The sequence below is a fragment of the Wohlfahrtiimonas sp. G9077 genome, from assembly GCF_002252155.1.
Taxonomy (GTDB): domain Bacteria; phylum Pseudomonadota; class Gammaproteobacteria; order Cardiobacteriales; family Wohlfahrtiimonadaceae; genus Wohlfahrtiimonas.
Window position 1 is genome coordinate 230,105 of record NZ_NEFD01000003.1, and the last position, 17,518, is coordinate 247,622.

Genomic DNA, 17,518 nt, shown 5'->3' on the forward strand with positions numbered 1-17,518 from the left:
ACTTTGTGAAAAACTCATGATTAATGCCATAAAACCCCATTGAAAAGTGGGGTTTTATGGTGTGTTTTTTTAAAAAATATTTTAAATTCAAATAGATGAATTATGAGCGCTCAAAGAGCGAAGCATTGTGCATAACGTGTGAAAACAAGTGCGCAATAATGATGCAGCAAAGGCAGCGCTTGGAAATAAGAGTGGAAAAAAGTGGGGAAAAGTGGTAAAAGTATGGCATAAAACTATATTTGGATCGATTTTTTCATGTCAGAGTTTCAGCACGTTTCCGTTCTTTTAGATGAGGCGATTAATGCGCTCAATATTCAACCTGCCGGCGTCTACGTGGATGGGACATTTGGTCGCGGCGGTCATTCCTCTGAAATCCTCAAGCGTTTGGCAACAGGACACTTGATCAGCATTGATCGTGATCCAATGGCACAAGCCTGTGCCAAAGAGCGTTTTAAAGGGGCTGAAAATTTCACATTTTTTGCCGGCTGCATGAGTGACATCAAAGCGGCGGTGGCTTCTGCACATTTTGAAAAAGTCGATGGCGTATTGTTAGACATTGGTGTGTCATCGCCACAATTAGACGATGCTGAGCGCGGATTTAGCTTCATGAAAGATGGTCCGCTTGACATGCGCATGGATCCAACCTCTGGCGTCAGTGCCGCGCAATGGGTGGCAGAGAGTGATTTTGCCACCATGGCCAGCGTGTTTCGTGAATTTGGGGAAGAGCGTTTTGCCGGTAAAATTGCTGGTCACATCATTAAATGCCGTGAGCTTGCACCGATTGAAACCACCCATCAATTGGCCGACATCATCTCAGAGGCTGTGCCTTTTAAAGATAAGCATAAACACCCGGCAACACGTGTATTTCAAGCCATTCGCATTGCCGTCAATGAAGAGCTGACGGAGCTGAGCCAAACCTTAAATGCCGCCTATGATTTATTAAATCCTGGGGGTCGTTTAGTGGTGATCAGCTTCCATTCATTAGAAGATCGCATCGTGAAAAACTTTATGAATCACTATGCTAAACCTAAAGATTTATTGCCTGATTTACCTGTGGCGCAGTTTGTGTCTGAGCCCACGCTTAAATTAATCGGCAAACCTGTCAAAGCAAGCGATGAAGAGTCGCGTCATAATCCTCGGGCCAGAAGTGCCATCATGCGTATAGCGGAGAAATTACCGTGAATATCACAAAAAGTTTGGTGATTTTGTGTGGTTTAGCGCTCATTGCTGTGGGAATGTTAAAAATTCACACCACACAAGAGCATCGTCATTTATGGCATCAGTACGAAAAAGCACTGACGCAAAAAATGGACTACGATACAGAGTGGAACAAACTCAAGTTAGAAGAGAGCATGTTGATTACAGCGGTGTTGATGGACAAAACGATCCGTGATCGCTTGAACATGGTATTACCTAAACAAGAGAGCATCGTCTATGTGACAGAGAAAAAGACTGCAACATTGGTGAGTGCTCAAAATGATAAAGATCGTTACATTCAATAATTCATGATGCGTCAAACTCCAAAGAAGCGTCGCTCGAAAAAGGCGAAAAGCAAACGGCCAGTGTTGCCCGGTCAAAATTACCGTCGTGTTTTCGTGCTGGGTATTTTTTATCTATTAGCGATCGCATTGATGATCAGCGCCTTTGATTTACAGATTCTCAATCAGCAATTTTTGCAATCAGAGAGCAATAACCGCGTTTTACGCACCCAAAACATTCCTGCGGTGAGAGGGGCAATCATGGATCGCAACCATGAGTCTTTGGCCATCTCGACGGAAGTTTATTCCATTTGGGCAGACCCCAAAATTTTATTGCCTTATGCGGAGTATTTGCCAGATTTAGCCAAAGCCCTCGACATGAAGGAAAAGCATCTGTATGAGTTATTGACCAAGCGTGACAATTCCCGTTTTGTGTGGTTAAAGCGCCAATTGCCGCCCCATGCAACGAATGATGTGGTCAAACTGAATTTACCGGGCGTGACCATTGAAAAAGAGTATAAGCGTTATTATCCGGATGCGGAAGTGACCGCCCAGCTCCTTGGCTTTACGAATTCAGAAGATGTGGGTATCGAGGGAATTGAACTGACGTTTGAGGATCACCTCAAAGGTAAAATGGGCAAAAAACAGGTGGTGAAAGATTCGGCCAACCGCATCATTGATCAGTTTAAATTGATAGAAGGGGCAGAGTCTGGTAAGAATTTGGTGCTCACCATTGATCGACGCATTCAATTGGCCGCTTATCAAGCCCTTAAAAATGCCATCATTGAGCATAAGGCAAAAAGCGGCACAGCCATGGTGGTGGATGCTTGGACGGGCGAAGTGCTGGCATTGGTCAGTCAGCCATCGGGGAACCCCAATAATTTGCAGCACCGCATTCCTGAAATGATGAAAAACCGCGCCATTGCCGATGTCTATGAGCCAGGTTCCACCATTAAGCCTTTTGTGATTGCCCTTGGCCTTGAGTCTAAAAAATGGCGCCCAACGAGCGTTGTGCCAACCGGTTATCAATTCATGGTGAGCGGCAATGCCATCAAAGACGTGTCTAAATCAGAATCCATGGATTTGATCACCGTACTGGTGAAGTCGAGTAATATTGGTGTGGCGCGTGTGGCTTTATCGATGCCGCCTGAAGTTTTGTGGAATTTATACAAATCCTTAGGCATTGGCCATAAAACGGGCTTAGGCATTGTCGGTGAGCAAGCAGGCCATTTGGGCAGCGTTCGCCCTTGGCAGCGCAATCAGTTTGAGCATGCCACCAAATCCTTTGGGTATGGCATCAGCTTAAATACGGCACAATTGGCACAGATGTATTCTGTGTTTGCCAATGGTGGCGTTTATGAGCCTTTAAAAATTGTCAAAGATTTACCTGCCCAAACGGATCAACAGCGCCGCCGGATTTTCTCAAAACAAGTGGCAGCCTCGATGGTGGGCATGCTTGAAAAAGTGATCACCAACAATCCCAACTCAAAAGCGAAGGTTCAACATTATCGCGTGGCCGGTAAATCGGGTACAGCGCGTAAAATTGAAAAAGGACGCTATAGTAATACCAAACACCGGGCATTTTTTGCAGGCTTTGGCCCCATCTCAAATCCGCGCTATGTTGTGGTGGTGATGATTGATGAGCCTTCTGCCGGTCAATATTATGGTGGCGCGGTCGCAGCACCTGTATTTGCTGAAATTATGGGTGATACGCTGCGCATTTTGAATGTCAAACCCGATGGTTTAGCGGAGCTACCTAAACTACAAATGTTATCCCACTGATAAGGAAAACCCCATGAAACTTTTACACTTATTTCCAACGCTTGAACTGCCCATTTCGTTGCAAGAAGTGACGGTCTCGGGGTTGTCGTCAGACAGTCGCTATGCGCAAAAAGGCGATCTCTTTTTTGCATTGCAAGGGGCAAATGGTCACGGTTTAGATTATATGGATGCATTGCGTGAAACCGGCATTGCCGCGATCTTTTATGAAGGTGAACCGAGCAATGTACCGGCTGACATTCCAACGATGCAAGTTGAAAACATTCACACACTGATTCAACATGCGGCAACAACGTTTTATGCTGCTGCTTTGCAAAAATCGAACATTGTGGGCATCACTGGCACAGAAGGCAAAACATCAGTGGCGATGTTTACAGCCGTTGCACTGCAAAAATTGGGCCGAGCGGTGGGAATGATTGGCACCAATGGCATTGGTCCATTGGATAATCTGAAAGAAAATACACACACAACGCCGGATTTTCTTGCGCTTTACCGCTCCATTGATGAGATTGTGGCGGCGTTTGAAACCGCTAAATCTGTGGACATTGTCTTAGAAGTCACGTCCCACGCTTTAGATCAAGGGCGCGTGGCCGGTTTATCTTTTGCCGTGTCAACCTTTTTAAACCTTGCCCGTGATCACTTAGATTACCACGAAACGGTGGCCAATTATCGCGCCGCGAAAGAGCGCTTATTTAATGAGTATCCATCGATTGCCTCAGTGTTGAACATTGATGATGTTGTTGGATATGATTTATTTAAGGCTTTACAAGCAAAAGGTGACCGTGCGTTGTATCCCTTTGGTGCACAAGCGTGCGCGCATGAGAACTATTTACGCATTTCAGAGATTGATCTGCATGCCCAAGGTTTACGTTTTACATTGACGCATCAAGGGCAATCTTATGCCATTGAGAGCCCCTTGTATGGTCACTTTAATGCATATAATTTGGTGGCGATGGTGGGTAATTTACTCGCGCTTGGCATCGAGATGCCGCGCATCATTGCCTTATTGCCTCAGATCACTTTGGTGAAAGGGCGCATGGAGGCGATCTTTTTAGACAATGGCGCGGTGGCGGTGATTGATTACGCTCATAAGCCTAACGCTTTATTACAAGTGTTAAAAGCCTTGAAAAAACACATTCCAAACGGCGATTTATACTGTATTTTTGGTTGTGGCGGTGATCGTGATCGTGGCAAACGTCCATTGATGGCGGAGATTGCCGAAGCGAATGCCGATCATGTGATTGTGACCAATGATAATCCGCGCACTGAAGATGATGTGGCCATCAGTAATGAGATTTTCACAGGTTTTAAAGCCCCTGAAAAAGTGGCGCGCATTTTAGATCGCAAATCGGCCATTGAACATGCCATTGGCGTGGCCAAAGCCGGTGACATTGTATTGATTGCCGGTAAAGGACATGAAGATTACCAAATCATTGGTCACACTAAACACCATTTTTCCGATGCTGAAATTGTTGCAGCATTCATTACACAGGATCGTTGATATTGTATGAAACTTTCACAAGCAGCCCAAATCCTACAAGGTGAGCTCAAAGGCATTGATGCCATTTTTTATGGTGCATCCACCGATACGCGCTTGATCCAAGCCGGCCAGCTCTTTTTTGCATGGAAAGGCGATAAGCACGATGCCCATAATTTTTTGGACAGCATTGAGGCAAAAGGTGCCATTGGTGCCGTGGTTGAGCGTTATACGCCTTCTGTGAACATCAGCCAAATTGTGGTCAAAGACAGTCAAAAGGCGCTTGGCATGTTGGCAAAAGCATGGATGGACGATTGGCAAGGCACAACGGTTGCCTTGACGGGATCCAATGGCAAAACCACATTAAAAGAGATGATTGCCTCCATTTTGCGTGGCAAAGGAGCAACGCTGGCCACAGAAGGTAACTATAACAATCATGTGGGCTGTCCTTTGACGATTTTAAAGCTCACAGATCAATATGAATATGCCGTGTTAGAAATGGGTGCCAATCACTTTGATGAGATTCGTTATTTAACGCACATTGCGCGCCCTGATGTGGCAATTCTCAACAATGCAGGGCCTTGTCATTTAGAAGGGTTTGGCAGTATTGAAGGGGTTGCCCGCGCAAAAGGTGAAATCTTTGAAGGATTAAAACCGGGCGGCGCGGCCATCATCAATCAAGATGATGATTATGCCGATTATTGGCACAGCCTGAATACAGAAAATCGCATTTTAACTTTTGGCATTCGCAACAATGCCGATGTGATGGCTAAAAACATCAGCGGTCAATCGTTTGATTTGGTGATTCATGGTCAATCAGTGCCCGTGACGCTAGCGCTGGTGGGCATTCATAACATTTTAAATGCTTGTGCGGCTGCGGCGGCAACGTTTGCCCTTGGTGCCACGTTAGATGAGATCAAAACGGGGCTTGAGAATCTGCACTGCGTCAAAGGGCGCTTAGAGAAGATTCAGCTCAGTGATCATCACATTTTGCTCAATGATGCCTATAACGGCAATCCGGCCTCTTTACGCGCTGGCATTGATGCCTTAGAGGGGATTGCGGATCATACATGGCTTGTGCTCGGCGACATGCGTGAGCTCGGCACACAAGCGGTACAAATGCATGAAGAGTGCGGCCGCTATGCAAAAGTGCGCGGTTTTGATCAGTTATTGGCCTTAGGAGAAATGGCGGCAAAGAGCGCAAAAGCCTTTGGCGAAGGTGGGCAAGTCTATGCAGATCATGATGGGATCATAGATCACATTAACCAAGCATTGGCAACACTGAAAGATGAATCGGTCGCCATTTTGGTGAAGGGTTCTAATTCCATGAAAATGTATTTAATTGCCGAGGCGATGGTTCAAAAAGAGAAGGAAGTTTAAATGTTATATGCGTTACTCACCTACTTAGCCGAGCATCAATGGGGTGCTTTGCGAGTGTTTCAATATTTATCGATGCGTGGCATCTGTGCTGTGTTAACAGCGCTTGTGTTTGCGCTCTTTTTTGGTCCGAAATTCATTCGTAAATTGCAGGCCAATCAAATTGGGCAGTTTGTGCGTGATGATGGTCCGCAATCCCATTTATCCAAAAAAGGGACGCCAACGATGGGCGGCGTGCTCATCATCGCGAGCATTTCTGTGGCGGTGTTATTGTGGGCTGACTTAAGCAACATCAATGTTTGGGTTGTGATGGGCGTGTTGTGGGGCTTTGGTTATGTGGGCTTCATTGATGACTATCGTAAAGTGGTGAAAAAGCAATCCCTTGGGCTGCGTGCGAAAGAAAAATATCTCTATTTAACGATTGGCGGCTTATTGGCAGCAGTGATTTTGTACTACAACGCAGGCGAACAGGGCACGCAATTGCTCATTCCATATTTTAAAGAGTGGTACATTCCTTTGGGTATTTTCTTCATTCCATTTGTCTACTTTGTGATTGTGGGTGCCAGTAATGCCGTGAATTTAACCGATGGTTTAGATGGCTTGGCCATCATGCCCACCATTTTAATTGCCGCAGCGCTTGCCATTTTTGCCTATGCCACAGGGCATGTTGAATTTGCCAACTATTTAGCGATTCCATATGTACAAGGCGCCGGTGAAATGGCCATCATTTGTGCTGCCATCTTTGGCGCCGGCTTAGGGTTTTTGTGGTTCAATACTTATCCTGCTCAAGTGTTTATGGGCGATGTTGGGGCATTGGCATTGGGTGGTGCATTGGGGGCAATCTCTGTTGTGGTGCGCCAAGAGCTCGTATTTTTCATCATGAGTGGTTTATTTGTGGTGGAAACATTGTCTGTCTTTATTCAAGTGGGTTCATATCGCATGTTTAAAAAGCGCGTCTTTAGAATGGCGCCGATCCATCATCACTTTGAGCTCAAAGGTTGGCCAGAGCCACGCGTGATTGTGCGTTTTTGGATTTTAACGGTGATTTTGGTATTAATTGGTTTAGCATCCCTTAAAATCCGTTAAGCATGACCGAAACCTACTTTGAAATTGCCGCTGATGTGCACTCAGAATTTACCGAGCAAAAGAGTAAATTTCTGGGTTTTGCCCATCGAGTGCAATCTGAAGAGGCGGCAAAAGCCATCATTGCTGAGTTGCGTGCTTTGCACCCGAATGCCAATCATGTGTGTTATGCCTATCGTTTAGGGCAACATTATGAGCGCTATCGTTTCAGTGATGATGGTGAGCCAGGCGGTACAGCAGGGCGCCCAATTTTTGGGCAGATCGAAGCCTTTAAAGTCACCAATGTTTTGGTGGCGGTGGTGCGCTATTTTGGTGGCATTAAACTTGGCACGGGCGGCCTTGTGGCCAATTATCAGAAGTCTGCACGCCTAACATTAGACGCAGCTCAAGTGATTGAGCATAAAATTTTACAATCCCTACAATTCGTTTATGATTATGATGTAACCAGTGATATTCAACAACTGTTACATGTGTCAAAAGCGGTGGTCAAAGCCACCGATTATGCAGAACGTTGTGTATGCACAGTGGCGCTTGAGCCATCGCAAATCGACGATTTTCAACATAAATTGATACAAATAAAAAACACGCAGTTACTCAGTCCTTAACAGATGCCAATGGATCATTGGCCCGTGATATAAAGTGAGCAATGATGCAGGTGTGGAAACGTTTGATGATTGTAATGTTGGTTGTGTTTTCCGTCACGCTTGCATGGAGCCGAACATATGATGAGCTCGTGTGGCACAATGGCCATGTGCAATATGTGGTCTTGCATCATCCTGAGCGGGCAGAATTTGAAATTCAACGCACACAATTTGCCAATCAGCCCATTCATCCGCCGACAGCCATTTTTATTCTATCTGCAAATGTCACAGCCTTTGAAGAAGAGTATCTCTACTCATTTTTATCCCAAATCTTTAATTTAACCAGCATTTATACCAATACGGATCATGATCCGAACCCTGATTGTGTGGTGCATTTATGCCAATCTAACAGTTATCATTGTGTACGCGTCAGTACGCAACTCTTTGAGCATCAAGGGGATCGCTTTGTATTTGACCGCTATATGCAAAGCTTATCTTGGCCAGAATAAAAAACCCTGCAAGCAGGGTTTTAGCATCAATGGTTTAATGTCATTTATTTAAAACTGTCTGGAAAATCTAAGGTGCCCACAAATTGATTGAGCGCCCAGTGATTTTTAATGCCTTTTTTGATGGCTTCTTTGGCTTCAAAAACAGATTCACGTGGGGAGAAGCCTTTGCAAAGGTTTGCAGCCACATGTGCGGCAAATGTACAGCCTAAACCATGTGTATGATGGGTATCGATGAAATCACCTTCCATTAAGATGAATTCATGGCCATCATAAAATAGATCGCCCGAAGTTTTAGGTTCCATCACGCGGCCAACATTGGTGATGGCCACAGCTTTACAGCCTAAGGCAAGAATGCGGCGCGCCGCTTCTTTGGCTTCTTCGTAGCTTGTGATCTCTTCCATATCAGCCAATTGCGCTGCTTCAAATAAGTTTGGCGTTGTGACAGTGGCATGTTTGATCAAATGTGTTTGGATGGCTTTTGCATGCTCAGGGAATAAAGGTTTATTGCCTTTACACACCATCACAGGATCGACAACCACAGGCACTTTTTTGGACCAAGTGTTTAAATAGCCGTCCACATTCTCAATGATGGCAGGCGTTGGCAACATGCCAAGTTTAATCGCATCGACGCCCACGCCATCAAGGGCCGTTTTAATTTGAGCATCAATCACGGGCAATTCAATGGGAAATACACCGTGTGACCATGTGTCCGTTTCCATCGTCACGATCACTGTGAGGGCAGAAAAGCCATACAAATCATGCTTAGCAAAGGTGCGTAAATCCGCTTGAATGCCAGCGCCGCCGCTTGAGTCTGAACCTGCAATGGTCAATATCTTTTTCATCGAAAATCCTTTGTGTTATATCCAGCAAATTAGGTGGAAAATATAGAGTACAAAAAAAAGCTCTAAATTTATAGAGCTTTTCAGGAAGTTTTTTAAATGACGCGGGAGAAGCGTTGATCATTTTTTTGCAAATAGGCATCAAACACCATGCCAATGTTGCGAATGAGTAAGCGGCCGCGATCTTGCACGTAATAGGTATCGCCCTCAACAACGATTAAGCCATCGGGCGCCATTGCACGTAGATCTTCCAATTCGATTTTAAAGTGTTCTTTGGCATCGATGTTAAAGCGGCGGCTGACATCATTGATGTCGAGCTTTAAGTTACACATAAGCTCTGTGATCACATAACGGCGAAGTTCATCTTCAGGTGTTAAGGTGACGCCGCGCCAAATCGGCAACTGTTCGCTGTTGATCACCGCTTCATAATCGGGCATATCTTTGACATTTTGTGCGTAGATGTTGCCAATTTGCGAGATGGAAGATAAGCCCATGCCCACCAAATCACAATCAGAATGAGTGCTGTAACCTTGGAAGTTGCGGTACAAATTGCCTTCACGTTGGGCGATCGCCAATTGATCGGTTGGTTTTGCAAAGTGATCCATGCCAATGTACACGTAGCCTGCCTCTGTTAAGCGCTCAATGATGTTTTTAAGGATCAAGAGCTTCTCTTCAGGCTTTGGCATGTCTTCTGCGTTCATCTGCTTTTGTGTTTTAAAGAGATGCGGCATGTGCGCATAGTTAAAGACAGATAAACGATCAGGAGAGATCTCAATCATCTCTTCTAATGTTTGATTAAACGTGTCCACTGTTTGGAAGGGCAAGCCATAAATCAAATCCACCGAGATGGAGCTAAAACCACATTCGCGCGCAGCGGTTAAGGTTTCAAGGGTGATCTCTTTAGGCTGAATGCGGTTGACGGCCACTTGCACTTTCGGGTTAAAGTCTTGCACGCCCATGCTCAAACGGTTAAAACCGATGCTGCGTAAAAAGCGCACTGTGTCCGCATTTGCTTCACGTGGGTCCACTTCAATGGAGTATTCGCCTTGATCTTGATCGAGCAATGTGAAGTGTTTAGCGGTGGCATCCATCACCGTGAGCATTTCATCACGGGATAAAAATGTGGGCGTGCCGCCGCCCCAATGGAGCTGCTTCACTTTGCGTTGACGATCAAAAAGATTGCCTTGCATTTCAATCTCTTTGAGTAAATGTTCAACGTAAGGCAAAGAGCGCTTGCGGTTTTTGGTGATGATTTTGTTACAGCCACAGTAAAAACAGATGGTGTCGCAAAATGGCATGTGGAAATAAAGGGATAAATCACGATCAGATTCATTAGAGGCTAAAGCGGCCTGAATGTAATCCTCACGGGTAAATTCGGTGGTAAATTGTACAGCGGTGGGGTAAGAGGTATAACGAGGACCAGCCTTGTCATATTTATCGATGAGTTCACGATTAAAAATAGATTGTGTCATGTTGCCCAACTAGTATATTCGTTAATAAAGTAATCATGGGGTATATTGTACTGAATTACACCACAAACTGCGATTTTGTTTTATCGATGGGGCAGATTTATATTCATAATGCATGAAAAAAGGAGCAATTGATGAAAAGAAGGACAAAGATTGTTGCAACATTAGGGCCAGCGAGTGATCGCCCGGGTGTGTTAGAAGGTATGATCAAAGCAGGTGTGAATGTGGTTCGCCTGAATTTCTCTCACGGCACCCATGAAGATCACATCAAACGTGTCAATGCGGTGCGTGAAATTGCCGCGCGCTTAAAAGTGAATGTGGGCATTTTATCGGATTTGCAAGGCCCTAAAATTCGCATTGAGAAGTTTAAAAATGGTTCAGTCGAATTGATAGAAGGCGCACCGTTTATTCTAGACAGCACGCATGCCGATGATGCTGGCGATGAAACGCGCGTTGGCATTGCCTATAAAGCCTTGGTCAATGATGTGAAGCCCAAAGACATTTTACTCCTAGATGATGGCAAAATCGTGCTTGAAGTGACGGCAGTGAAAGATTCAGAAGTGTACACCAAAGTGGTGATTGGCGGCACATTGTCTAACCGTAAAGGTATCAATTTGCAGGGCGGCGGTTTGTCTGCGCCCGCTTTGACGGATAAGGATCGAGAAGATCTCATTTGTGCGGCGAACTTTAACACCGATTACATCGCCGTCTCTTTCCCAAGAAATGGCAGTGACATGGATGAGGCGCGCGAATTGCTCAAAAAAGCAGGTTCACAGGCGCATTTGGTGGCGAAAATTGAGCGCATTGAAGCGGTGGCAAACATCGATGAGATCATTTTAGCCTCCGATGCCATCATGATTGCCCGCGGCGATTTGGCGGTGGAAATTGGTGATGCAAAATTGATGGGCGTGCAAAAGCGCTTCATTTTACGGGCGCGTGAATTGAATCGTGCCACGATTACAGCGACGCAAATGATGGAATCAATGATTGAAAACTCATGCCCAACGCGCGCCGAAGTGATGGATGTATCAAACGCTGTGTTAGATGGCACCGATGCGGTGATGCTCTCTGCTGAAAGCGCCGCCGGTAAATATCCTGTGGAAACGGTGAAAGCGATGGCAGAGATCTGCATTGGGGCAGAGAGCGAAATGATGAACCATTTGAGCGCGAACTCCATGATTAAAAATAAACAGTTCACGCAAACGGATGAAGCGATCGCTATGTCCTCAATGGTGTTGGCCAACCACTATGATGTGCAAGCGTTGGTGTGCCTAACAGAATCAGGCACCACAGCAATGCTCATGAGCCGCGTTAATTCAGACATTCCCATTTATGCTTTAACGCGCCATGCGAAAACTGCCGGTTGGATGACATTGTATCGTGGTGTCGAGCCATTAGAATTCAACATTCATCATGCGAATGAAGAAGATGTGGTCAATGAAGTGATTGAGGTTTTAAAGGTGAATCAAGCGGTTAATGTGGGTGATCGCATCATCATTACACGCGGTTCACTCAATTATGTACAAGGCGGAACGAATAACCTTCGCATCGCGGTGGTTGAATAACCGTTGATAGCCATGAAAATCCCGAGCATTGCTCGGGATTTTTATTTATTGATAGTACATGACACCGAGTTTAATCGGCGCGCGACCTTTGCTTTTACGGAATTGATTGGTGTCACGCAGTGAATAGGCGCAACCACAATACTCTTGTTGATAAAAGTTTTCGCGCTTACTGATCTCGATCATGCGTGCAGAACCGCCGCCTTTACGCCAATTGTAATCCCAATAAGTGAGGTTGGGATAAGGAGCAACGGCGCGTTCACCGCAATCATTGATTTGTGCCATGTTTTTCCAGCGCGAAATGCCAAGGGAACTGGTCATCACATCAAAGCCATGTTCATGGGCATAAAGGGCAGTGCGCTCAAAGCGCATGTCAAAACACATGGTGCAACGAATGCCGCGTTCAGGCGCCATTTCCATGCCTTTTGCACGCTCAAACCAATTGTCTTTATCATAATCGGCATCGATGAAGGGAATGTTGAATTTTTCAGCAAAGCGAATATTTTCCTCTTTGCGAATCTCATACTCTTTCAATGGATGAATATTCGGGTTATAAAAATAGATGGTAAAGTCTATGCCTGAAGCCACCATTGCTTCCATCACTTCACCTGAGCACGGGGCGCAGCAAGAGTGGAGCAGTAATTTTTGGCCATTGTTTGGCAAGGTTAATGTGTCGCGGATGAGTTCAGTCACGTGGGCTCCGATGGGGTCAAAAGGTCTTAGATTACAATAAATTTCGAGAAAATCAATCCTTTAAGGAGGTCAATGTGTCAAACCTTTCATCCCTCATTTCTGTCTCTGATTTGCAACAGAAAATGCTGTCCTCAGAATCACTCGTGATTTTAGCCGCAGAGTCGAGCATGCAGCCCATTGACAAGGATCATTGTTACATTAAAGGCGCGCGGCGCATCGATTTAGAACAAGATGTGTGCGCAGAACCAACGCCTTTATCCGGGCGTCATCCTTTAAAAAGTATGGATGAATTGATCGCAGTAATGCAGCGCTTAGGCATTGATCAAGGCGACACCGTGGTGGTGTATGATGCCGGTAACACCATGATGGCTGCATACATTTGGTGGATTTTGCACCATTTAGGCCATGGGCACACATTTGTGCTCAATGGCGGTTTACGTGCATGGCAAGCGGCCGGTGGCGATGTGATGTCTCTGGCGGAATCTTCGCCAAAATGTGGAAACATTGTATCACTGCCATCGGATTTTCAGCGTGTGACGGCTGCAGTGATCATGGATTCCATTGATGAATCTGAACCGCCGCTTTGCATCATTGATGCCCGTAGCCACGCACGTTTTAGAGGTGATGTTGAACCGCTTGATCCTGTGGCAGGGCACATTCCGACTGCGATTAATCGCCCATTTGAGCGCAATTTGCAAAGCGATGGCACATTTAAGCCAAAAACAGTCTTGGCAGAAGAATTCAAGGATTTGCTCAAGCATCATCAGGGTCAAACCATTGTGCATCAATGTGGTTCTGGCGTGTCAGCGTGCCACAATGTATTGGCGATGGCGTACGCGGGTTTAGGGGCAACGGCATTGTATGACGGTTCATGGAGCGAATGGTGTAAAAATCCGGCGCATCCGGTTGCCCGCGGGGATGATTAGAACTCCTCACATTTGCCGGTAATGATCTACAATAGAGACTTTCAATCAGATGAACAGATGGAGCAAACATGCGCTGGGAAAATGAAAGACGCAGTGAAAATGTCGAAGATCGTCGCCGCTCAGGCGGTAAAAACAGTTTAGGGGGCTTGCCCATCCCGATGAATGGTAAAGCGGGCGTGGTGTTGTTTATTGTGGTGATGATTGCCGGTTATTATGGCGTTGATTTATCACCATTGTTAGAAGGGCAAGTGCCCACGCAAACCAATGCACAATCGGCCAATGTCTCCCCACAAGAAGAGCGCATGGCCAATTTTACGGCCACTTCCTTAGGGATGACGGAAGATCTTTGGCAACGTGAATTTAAAAAGCTTGGCAAAACGTATCAAGAACCAACGCTTGTGCTCTATTCGGGGCAAACATCGACGGCATGTGGTTATGGTCAAGCGGCGATGGGGCCATTTTATTGTCCTGCCGATTATAAAGTGTACATCGATCTCTCGTTTTATGATGACATGCGTAAAAGCTTAGGCGGTGGCGGCGATTTTGCTCAAGGTTATGTGGTGGCGCATGAAGTGGGTCATCATGTGCAAAATTTATTGGGCATCAATCAGCAAGTGCGCCAATTACAGCAACGCGCCAGCAAAAAAGAGGCCAATCAGCTGTCCGTGAAAATGGAGCTGCAAGCTGATTGCTTGGCCGGCATTTGGGGCAAGTATGTGCAAGAACGTGGTTTGCTTGAAATGGGTGATTTGGACAAAGCCATGAAAACAGCAGAAGCGATTGGCGATGACCGTTTACAAAAACAAAGTGGCGGCGCTGTGGTGCCTGACAGCTTTACACACGGGACATCCGCACAGCGCAAAGCATGGTTTGAGCGCGGATTTAAAACCGGCGACATCAACGCGTGCAATACCTTTCAATGAGGAAAATGCAGTCATTGCGTGATTCTTCGGTGTGCTTGATTGCGTTTGTTTAAATCATTTGTGATATTTTTTTCGGAAATATTGTTTTTTAAAGCACTTTTCTAGTAAATTAGCAGCTTGATTAAAATGCGATTTAGGAGATTAGATGTACAAAAAAATTCAATACTTTTTTTCTTTACCCACGGCAGGCGGCATTGTCTTGATGATTTCAGCGCTGCTTGGCCTTGTGATTGCCAACAGTCCATTGTCTGGTCAGTACTTTGCCATCTTAGAAAGTTATGTGGCAGGTTTATCCGTCTTACATTGGATCAATGATGCCTTCATGGCAATCTTCTTTTTGTATGTGGGCCTTGAATTAAAACGTGAATTTTTGGTGGGTGAGCTGGCAACGAATTCTCAGCGTATTCTTCCAGGGTTAGCCGCGTTAGCAGGGCTTGCAATGCCAGCTGTGATCTATTATCTCTTTAACCGAAATGATGGCGCAGCCCTTAATGGTTGGGCGATTCCAACAGCGACAGACATCGCCTTTGCCCTTGGGATTGTGGCATTGTTAGGCAGCCGCGTGCCATTGTCATTGAAGGTGTTTTTAACGGCATTGGCCATCATTGATGACTTAGCGGCCATCATCATCATCGCAGTGTTCTACACTAGTGAATTGCACTTGATTTACTTATTAGGGGCGCTTGCGAGCATCATTGCGCTTGTGATCCTTAATAAGAAAAAAGTGGTGCAACCTTACTTGTATCTCTTGTTCGGTGTGATTTTATGGTTCATGGTGTTAAAGTCCGGCATTCATGCCACTTTAGCGGGCGTAACATTGGCCTTGACCATTCCATTAAGTGGCGTGAAAGAGAATGCTAAAGGTGAAACCCCATTATTGGCTTGGGAACACGGTTTGGCCAATTGGGTGAGTTTTCTCATCATTCCGGTGTTTGGTTTAGCAAATGCGGGCGTTTCCTTTGCTGGTTTGGAATTGTCAATGTTGGCGCATCCTGTGGTGATGGGCGTGGCTGTGGGCTTGTTTTTGGGCAAACAGATCGGTATTTTTGGCATTGTGTACATCGGTGAAAAATTGGGTCTCTTCAATCGCCCAACGGGTGCAACATGGTTACAAGTGTACGGTGTGGCATTATTATGCGGCATCGGCTTTACCATGAGTTTATTCATCAGCATGTTGGCATTTGCCGCCCCTGAATTGCAAGATTTAAGTAAGATTGGTGTGTTTATTGGCTCATTCTTATCGGGCATTTTGGGTTACTTGATTTTGCGTTTCCATCCTGTGGTGAAAACTGCATAATATAGGGTTTTAAAGATGAAAAAAGGCAGCCTAAGCTGCCTTTTTTATTGTGATGCGGTTGATCAGAAATCTTCTGCCAAGATGCGCGCCACTTCTTCACCCCAAACGGGCACTTTGCCATCGGTATTAAAGAAGATGTCTTTATATTGCATTTTGAGCATGTATGGGATGCGCCCCATTTTGAGCACTTGTGTCTCGCCACCAAACCAAGAATCTGAGCGAATGTAAAAGCCTTTGCCGCTGCCAATGTCACCAATGCAAAAGACAACAGGTTTGAGTGGTTCATTGGCTTTATCCGCACTCATGTGCCCTAAATCTAAGGCAATTTGTCGGCCGATGATTTCACATTCTTGATGGCCAATGGCGCCAAGTTTTGGCATGGTCACCGCCGCGCAATCGCCGGCGGCAAAGATGTTTTTGTAAGTTGGGTTACGCATGAGAAGATCGGTGATCACAAAGCCTTTGCTGTCGGCTACATGCTCGATGTTTTTGACAAAATCATGCGCCACCCAATCAGGGAAGACAATTTTCAGCTCGGCAGGGAGCTCTAAACCATTGGCAAAAACGATGGAATCTTTCGTGAGTTTGACCACATCTTGCACATTGTTGTAGTACTTAAAGCCCATTTTCGATGCCGTATCGAGAAGCTCTGTGACCACTTTTTCCCCAGCATCCTCCGCAATCATTTTGCCTGGTGTGACGAGCGAGATTTTACTGGCATCGCCCATTTTGTGGCGCACCAACCAATCGGCGAGCCCAAGGCTGATTTCAACGGGTGGTCCTTCACATGCCGCCATTGCTTGTGGAATGGTGCCGCCCGGATAAGGTGCTAAACCATCTGCGCCATCACCTTGATGGAAGCGGGCAGAAGTCACCACAATCGGTCCGCCTTTGTAGGTGCCATCATGCAACTTTTTACGCAATTTATTGCCATGATAAAAGTCAGAAACGGTATCACCATATTCAGCAAAGCCTTCGATGTGATCATAGGCGAGTTTTGCCCCAACGGCGATGACCAAATAATCATAATCAATGGTTTGTGGCTCAGCGCCGGGGCGTTCATTTGGCGTGATTGTGACGGTTTGTTTAATAGGATCAACCTGCGTGATTTCCGCTTGAATGAAATCGATGTGTTCTTTATGGAGAACCTTACGAATGTCCATCGTGAGGGAAAGCTCAGGATTGCGATTTTCTAAGACTTCAGCAGGGATATTTGGCACATACAATAAATAAGATTTTCGATCAATGACCGTAATGGCCACATCATCTTTTGAGTATTCTTTGATTTTTTGTGCCGCGCCAAGGCCCGCAAAATTACCACCTAAAACAACAACTTTCTTTTGCATAAAAGACTCCTTGTGTGATCAGTGATGAGTAAATTAAATAATATAATTATAATATTAGTTTAATTATTTTAATAATAACATGGTATAAGTACCATGGGAATTTAAAAATTATATGAGTTTTAAGAAACTGTATTTGATATTTTAATATGCTTTCGAATACATCAAAAAAATAGTACCAC

At 45.4% G+C, this 17,518-nt stretch carries 16 protein-coding genes; 12 read left to right on the plus strand and 4 right to left on the minus strand.

The window, feature by feature from the left end; genetic code table 11:
- Positions 1-255: 255 nt before the first annotated feature.
- Genes rsmH through B9T20_RS05915 form a run of 8 tightly spaced genes read left to right on the plus strand, consistent with a single transcriptional unit; the run spans position 256 to position 8,284 of the window.
- Positions 256-1,182, plus strand: a complete 927-nt coding sequence (gene rsmH, locus B9T20_RS05880) for a 16S rRNA (cytosine(1402)-N(4))-methyltransferase RsmH (protein ID WP_094490232.1) — start codon at positions 256-258, stop codon at positions 1,180-1,182.
- Positions 1,179-1,502, plus strand: a complete 324-nt coding sequence (locus tag B9T20_RS05885) for a cell division protein FtsL (RefSeq protein ID WP_008315201.1) — start codon at positions 1,179-1,181, stop codon at positions 1,500-1,502. The genes rsmH and B9T20_RS05885 overlap by 4 nt, the downstream gene beginning before the upstream one ends.
- Before the next feature lie 3 nt (positions 1,503-1,505).
- Complete coding sequence (locus B9T20_RS05890) at positions 1,506-3,260, plus strand: penicillin-binding protein 2 (RefSeq protein ID WP_094490233.1); 1,755 nt, start codon at positions 1,506-1,508, stop codon at positions 3,258-3,260.
- A 13-nt stretch (positions 3,261-3,273) separates the two neighbouring features.
- A complete protein-coding gene (locus B9T20_RS05895) occupies positions 3,274-4,758 on the plus strand; it encodes a UDP-N-acetylmuramoyl-L-alanyl-D-glutamate--2,6-diaminopimelate ligase (RefSeq protein WP_094490234.1) in 1,485 nt (494 codons plus the stop codon).
- Positions 4,759-4,764: 6 nt separating this feature from the next.
- Entirely contained in the window at positions 4,765-6,114 is a 1,350-nt protein-coding gene (murF, locus tag B9T20_RS05900) for a UDP-N-acetylmuramoyl-tripeptide--D-alanyl-D-alanine ligase (protein WP_094490235.1), read from the plus strand.
- Entirely contained in the window at positions 6,115-7,197 is a 1,083-nt protein-coding gene (gene mraY / locus B9T20_RS05905; RefSeq protein WP_094490236.1) for a phospho-N-acetylmuramoyl-pentapeptide-transferase, read from the plus strand.
- Between the two features lie 2 nt (positions 7,198-7,199).
- On the plus strand, positions 7,200-7,799 hold the full coding sequence (locus B9T20_RS05910) for a YigZ family protein (protein ID WP_094490237.1): 600 nt from the start codon (positions 7,200-7,202) through the stop codon (positions 7,797-7,799).
- 41 nt (positions 7,800-7,840) lie between these two features.
- The gene (locus B9T20_RS05915; protein ID WP_233491618.1) at positions 7,841-8,284 is read left to right on the plus strand and encodes a hypothetical protein; all 444 of its coding nucleotides are present in this window, start codon (positions 7,841-7,843) and stop codon (positions 8,282-8,284) included.
- A 44-nt stretch (positions 8,285-8,328) separates the two neighbouring features.
- Here the strand turns inward: B9T20_RS05915 and thiD are convergent, their stop codons facing one another.
- Positions 8,329-9,126, minus strand: a complete 798-nt coding sequence (gene thiD / locus B9T20_RS05920) for a bifunctional hydroxymethylpyrimidine kinase/phosphomethylpyrimidine kinase (protein ID WP_094490238.1) — start codon at positions 9,124-9,126, stop codon at positions 8,329-8,331.
- Between the two features lie 92 nt (positions 9,127-9,218).
- Entirely contained in the window at positions 9,219-10,595 is a 1,377-nt protein-coding gene (hemN, locus tag B9T20_RS05925; protein WP_094490239.1) for an oxygen-independent coproporphyrinogen III oxidase, read from the minus strand.
- Between the two features lie 131 nt (positions 10,596-10,726).
- On the opposite strand from hemN, the gene pyk reads away from it, so the two are divergent.
- A complete protein-coding gene (gene pyk, locus B9T20_RS05930) occupies positions 10,727-12,157 on the plus strand; it encodes a pyruvate kinase (protein WP_094490240.1) in 1,431 nt (476 codons plus the stop codon).
- Between the two features lie 45 nt (positions 12,158-12,202).
- On the opposite strand, the gene B9T20_RS05935 is transcribed toward pyk, so the two are convergent.
- Complete coding sequence (locus tag B9T20_RS05935; protein WP_094490241.1) at positions 12,203-12,847, minus strand: epoxyqueuosine reductase QueH; 645 nt, start codon at positions 12,845-12,847, stop codon at positions 12,203-12,205.
- Between the two features lie 74 nt (positions 12,848-12,921).
- On the opposite strand from B9T20_RS05935, the gene B9T20_RS05940 reads away from it, so the two are divergent.
- The 3 genes from B9T20_RS05940 (at position 12,922) to nhaA (ending at position 15,993) form a co-directional block, all read left to right on the plus strand.
- A complete protein-coding gene (locus B9T20_RS05940) occupies positions 12,922-13,773 on the plus strand; it encodes a sulfurtransferase (protein ID WP_094490242.1) in 852 nt (283 codons plus the stop codon).
- Positions 13,774-13,841: 68 nt separating this feature from the next.
- Positions 13,842-14,696, plus strand: coding sequence for a neutral zinc metallopeptidase (locus B9T20_RS05945; protein WP_094490243.1), 855 nt, complete (start codon positions 13,842-13,844; stop codon positions 14,694-14,696).
- Between the two features lie 145 nt (positions 14,697-14,841).
- Positions 14,842-15,993 carry a Na+/H+ antiporter NhaA gene (nhaA, locus tag B9T20_RS05950; protein WP_094490244.1) on the plus strand — a complete coding sequence of 384 codons (1,152 nt, stop codon included), beginning with the start codon at positions 14,842-14,844 and terminating at the stop codon, positions 15,991-15,993.
- 62 nt (positions 15,994-16,055) lie between these two features.
- On the opposite strand, the gene B9T20_RS05955 is transcribed toward nhaA, so the two are convergent.
- Positions 16,056-17,339, minus strand: a complete 1,284-nt coding sequence (locus B9T20_RS05955) for an NAD(P)/FAD-dependent oxidoreductase (protein ID WP_094490245.1) — start codon at positions 17,337-17,339, stop codon at positions 16,056-16,058.
- Positions 17,340-17,518 lie beyond the last annotated feature (179 nt).